The organism is Siccirubricoccus deserti (genome assembly GCF_014283215.1).
In the GTDB taxonomy this organism is placed as follows: domain Bacteria; phylum Pseudomonadota; class Alphaproteobacteria; order Acetobacterales; family Acetobacteraceae; genus Siccirubricoccus; species Siccirubricoccus deserti.
Genome location: NZ_JACOMF010000148.1, coordinates 1 through 4,212, shown reverse-complemented (window position 1 = coordinate 4,212; position 4,212 = coordinate 1). Strand labels below are relative to the sequence as shown.

The following is a 4,212-nucleotide window of genomic DNA, read 5'->3' as shown; positions in this document are numbered from 1 at the left end:
ATCCGGACCCGCGTCACCATGTGACGTCCATCGCCCGTCGCGACCCTTCCGACGCGGGCGGCTGAGAGACGCGACCGTGCTCCCGTCGACACCCTGTCGCTGGAGCCCGTCATGGCCCTCTTCGATCAGATTACCCGCAGTCCGCGTAACCGGCTGCTCGCGGCCCTGCCGCCCGAGGATCTCGCCCGGCTCTGGCCGCGGCTCGAGCGGATCGAGCTTCCCGCCCGCCACATCCTTTACACGGCCGACGAGCCCATTACCGCCGTTCACTTCCCCGAGACCGGCTGGGTTTCCATGCTGGCCACCCTCGAAAGCGGCGATGCCGCCGAGGTTGGGCTGATCGGTCGTGAAGGCGTGGTCGGCTTGCCCCTTCTCTTCGGCATGGACTGGGCGCCCCACGAGGCCATGACCCAGGCCAGATGCACCCTTCTGCAACTGGACGTGGCGGCATTCCGAGAGGAGCTGGAGGCCCGGTCCGCTCTGTGGACACACCTCCTGCGCTACGCCATGGCCTTCAGCGTGCAGGTCTCGCAGACCGCGGCCTGCAATGGGCGCCACCACATCGAGGATCGGCTCGCGCGCTGGCTGCTGATGGCGCACGACCGGTCCGAGGGGGCCGCGTTCCCAATGACCCACGAGTTCCTCTCCATGATGCTCGGGGTGCGCCGTGCCGGGATCAGCGTCGCCGCCGGCATCCTGCAGAAGGCGGGCCTCATCGACTATGCGCACGGCCGGATGGAAATCACCGACCGACCTGGCCTCGAGGCGGCTTCCTGCGAATGCTATGGCGCGGTCAGAAGGACCTGTGATCGCCTGCTTGAGCAGCCGGGGAGCGTCAAGGCGCCCTGCTGGCGCTGAAGGCGCGTGCGCCGGAGGTCCGCTTTCCGTCCGACCCGCTTAGCCGAGCTCGGGGGCGCATCGTCCGCTTTCAGGAAGTCTGGCGCACCCAGCAGATGACCGACATGGGCGCAGAGCCGCCGCGGCAGGTTTTGGCCGAAAGCCGCCTATCCGCTTTCGGACATGCAGAAGGCCAGAGCGGACATAGCCCTGATATGCATCTTGGCTGCACCCGACCGCAGGCCGAGCTACAGAATCGGTACCAAGCGCGAGTCCTACACCCTGAAATGCCCGTCGTACGGTCCGGCCGGTCAGCGCCGCCCTCGCAGGCCTAACTGGGCGGGCCGGGGAGAACTCCCCGTGAAGCGGACAGGCCGGTTATGGTCACAGGAACGCGCCGTAGGCCGATCAGCCTACCGGTGCGGCGAAATACCACACCCATGACGTGTGTGCCGACATAGGCCGAGCGGTCGTTCCATATGAAGCCAAGCTTCCCGCGATGCCCCATGTCGTTCTCCGCCTCCGCCTCCGCGCCCTGGTTCCGGGCCACCCACTCAACCGTGGTGCCTGTGGGCGGATCGGTGGCCCCGACCGAGCCGTGACTTCTGCTTCGCGCCGCGCCGTCCGTTTGTGATCGGAGACTAGCTTGCTAAGGTCTGACATTCCAACTTTCGTAGGGGATGTGTTGTCGTGCGTATCAGACCTAAACGCAGCCGAAAGACCGCCCGCAAGCGCCTCCGGGTGCAACGTAGACACGCCAAAATCCAGAAGGGTGGCTAACGCTGCAGTTGCTCTAACCCAGTCGTCCTCAAGATTGAGGATGGATATCATACTGACTGGCGTTTCGAGTTCATCTGGCCACCGCTGATCTTCAATGCCGCGCCAAAGCCGCCTGAACCTTCCGGGCGAGGGTGTCGAGGTCGAAAGGCTTGTCGATCACCTCGCTCCCCGGTGGGAGGTCAGTGCCCGCATAGCCGGTGATGAACAGCAGCGGTATCCCGGGCCGCCGCTCCCGCACCGCTTCGGCGACCTGGCGCCCATTCATCCCGTTCGGCAGCCCCACATCCGTCACCAGCATGTCGACGCGTAAGCCGCCATCCAGCAGACGCAGCGCCGCGGGGCCATCCGCGTTTCCAGCACCCGATAGCCGAGCTCACGCAGCCGCTCAGCCGCTCAGCCGCTGCTTGCCACGCGATGTCCTCGTCGTCTACGAACAGAACAGCCCTGCCAGTCTCGGCCGCTTCCGGCGCCGCCGCGGCGCTCGAGCCCTCGATCGTCTCAGCCCGCTCGTGCTGCGGCAAGTAGAGGCGCACCGTGGCCCCTTCCCCAGGCGCGCTCTGCAGCCGGACGAGCCCACCCGACTGCCGCACGAAGCCATAGACCTGGCTCAATCCGAGCCCTGTCCCATGGCCCAGCGGCTTGGTGGTGAAGAACGGCTCAAAGGCCCGCTCCACCACCTCCGCAGGCATGCCCTGGCCGGTATCTGCGACCGAGATCGCCACGTAGTCGCCCGGTGCATGGCTCTCTTGGCCAGAGGCATCCGCTGCCGACAGGCGGACATCGTCCGTTTCGATTGTGAGCCGCCCGCCCTGCGGCATGGCGTCGCGGGCGTTGATGCACAGGTTCAGAAGCGCGCTCTCCAACTCGCCCGGGTCGCACAGTATGCGCGCCTTGCCGTCACGCAGGCGTAGCTCCAAGCGGACCGCAGGCCCCACCGTCCGCCGGATCAGGTCCGCCATCCCCGCCACCAGCGCGTCCGGGTCTACCGGCTTCGGCTCCAGCCGCTGCCGCCGCGCGAAAGCCAGGAGCCGCCGGGTTAGTCCGGCAGCTCGGTCCACCGCCTGGCGCGCCGGATCGAGGAAGCGCTGTACCTCCGCGATCCGGCCATCGGCGATCCGGCGTCGCGCCATGTCCAGGCTGCCCGCGATGCCCTGGAGCATGTTGTTGAAGTCGTGCGCAATACCGCCCGTGAGCTGGCCCACTGCGTCCATTTTCTGCGCCTGCCGCAGGGCCGCTTCGGCCTGCTCGCGCTGCGCCATCTCTGTCTGCAGGCTGGCCAGAGCATTTTGCAGCTCTGCGGTGCGCGCGGCGATCTGCGCCTCCAACTCTTCCTGGCCGCGGGCCAGCACCTCGCGGGCGCGCACCTGATCGTCGATGTCGGTCGAGGTGCCGAACCACTCAAGGATGCGGCCCTCCGCGTCCCGCACCGGCGTGGCACGGCTCTGGAACAGCGCCAGGTCCGGTCTGCAGCATGAAAGGTGCGGTGCTCGACGGAGAACAAGCCGCGCACCTCTGCCTCGGCCCAGGCTGTCATGGTCGCCGCGCGGTCGTCGGGATGGATCGCATCGAGCCAGCCCAGGCCGACGCTTTCCTCCTCTGAAAGCCCGCTGTAGGCAACCCACTGCGGACTGCCCCAGATCCGCTCCCCCGAGCTACGCGAACGGAACACGAGCTGCGGGATCCCTTCCACCAGGGAGCGCAGCCGCGCCTCGCTGTCGCGGAGATCCCCGGTTGTGCGCAGGCGGTCCACCGCGGCCGCGATGAGGTTGGCGTAGGTGCGGAGGAAAGCGGTGTCGCTGTCCGTGAACCGGCGCGGCTCGCGGCTGTCGATCTGCAGGATGCCGAAGGGGGGCTTGCCCTCCGTGCCGATGATCGGGACGTTGGCCACCGCCTTGACCCCGTTCTCGATCAGGAAGGGTGGATAGCTAAACCGCGTCTCCTCCGTGATGTCGGGGGAGATCATCGGCACGCCCGTCTTCAGGGCATGGCCTTCCGACGTGTCGTCTGAAGCCCTGACCGTCGTTTCGCCGACCACGCCCGGCTTCCAGCCCACGCCCGCGCGGACGAACAGGGTCTCGCCATTCTCCCGCAGCTCCATGACCTTGGCGAGGTTGGTGCCGAGCGCCTCCCCTACGAGGCGGCAGGCCTCGGTCAGGATAGCATCCAAGTTGTCGGACCTGATCGCGAGTTCCCCGAACCGAGCCAGAACCGTCTGCTGGCGAAGCAGTTTCTGGTTCTCGGTTTCTTCTACTTCGCCCAAGAGGCGCCCCCATACGGTGTGGTTTAGCGCCCTTCGGCAGCTCGCCCGGCCCAGTGGCAACTCGGGACGGCCGCCGGTCGGGCCGATGACCTTTGTAAGGTCAATGCCCTAGAACGCGAACGAAGGCCCGCCGTTGCGACGGGGCTGCTGGCTCCGGACGCTGGTCGGAGAGGCTGCCGAGCACAGCCGGATAGCGGCGGCCAACTAGCCCGGATCATTCACGGCGGCGGTGACGCGCGTCCCCTGGCTGGCGCGCGGCTCGCGCCGTGGTTGTGCGGGCGAGCGGGATCGGCGCCGGTCCTATTGGCCGGGGTTCAGGTGCGGATCGCGGGGCT

General features: G+C 67.5%; 2 protein-coding genes and 3 pseudogenes. 1 reads left to right on the top strand and 4 read right to left on the bottom strand.

From position 1 onward, the window contains the following. Window positions 1-111 precede the first annotated feature (111 nt). Window positions 112-858 carry a Crp/Fnr family transcriptional regulator gene (locus H7965_RS28945; RefSeq protein ID WP_186773965.1) on the top strand — a complete coding sequence of 249 codons (747 nt, stop codon included), beginning with the start codon at window positions 112-114 and terminating at the stop codon, window positions 856-858. Between the two features lie 310 nt (window positions 859-1,168). Here H7965_RS28945 and H7965_RS32185 read toward each other — a convergent pair. The 4 genes and pseudogenes from H7965_RS32185 to H7965_RS32340 form a co-directional block, all read right to left on the bottom strand. Further along, a pseudogene (locus H7965_RS32185) lies at window positions 1,169-1,408 on the bottom strand (nucleotide-binding domain-containing protein); the annotation flags it as partial. A 300-nt stretch (window positions 1,409-1,708) separates the two neighbouring features. Next, a complete protein-coding gene (locus H7965_RS30605; protein WP_222440880.1) occupies window positions 1,709-1,915 on the bottom strand; it encodes a response regulator in 207 nt (68 codons plus the stop codon). Between the two features lie 226 nt (window positions 1,916-2,141). After that, window positions 2,142-2,828: pseudogene (locus H7965_RS32180) on the bottom strand (ATP-binding protein); the annotation flags it as partial. A gap of 242 nt (window positions 2,829-3,070) precedes the next feature. Next, a pseudogene (locus H7965_RS32340) lies at window positions 3,071-3,784 on the bottom strand (GAF domain-containing protein); the annotation flags it as partial. Window positions 3,785-4,212: the final 428 nt, after the last annotated feature.

Bases quoted from the DNA above. Each gene is read 5' to 3' on its own strand.
- H7965_RS28945 (WP_186773965.1), top strand. From the start codon at position 112: ATGGCCCTCTTCGATCAGATTACCCGCAGTCCGCGTAACCGGCTGCTC.
- H7965_RS30605 (WP_222440880.1), bottom strand. From the start codon at position 1,915: ATGCTGGTGACGGATGTGGGGCTGCCGAACGGGATGAATGGGCGCCAG.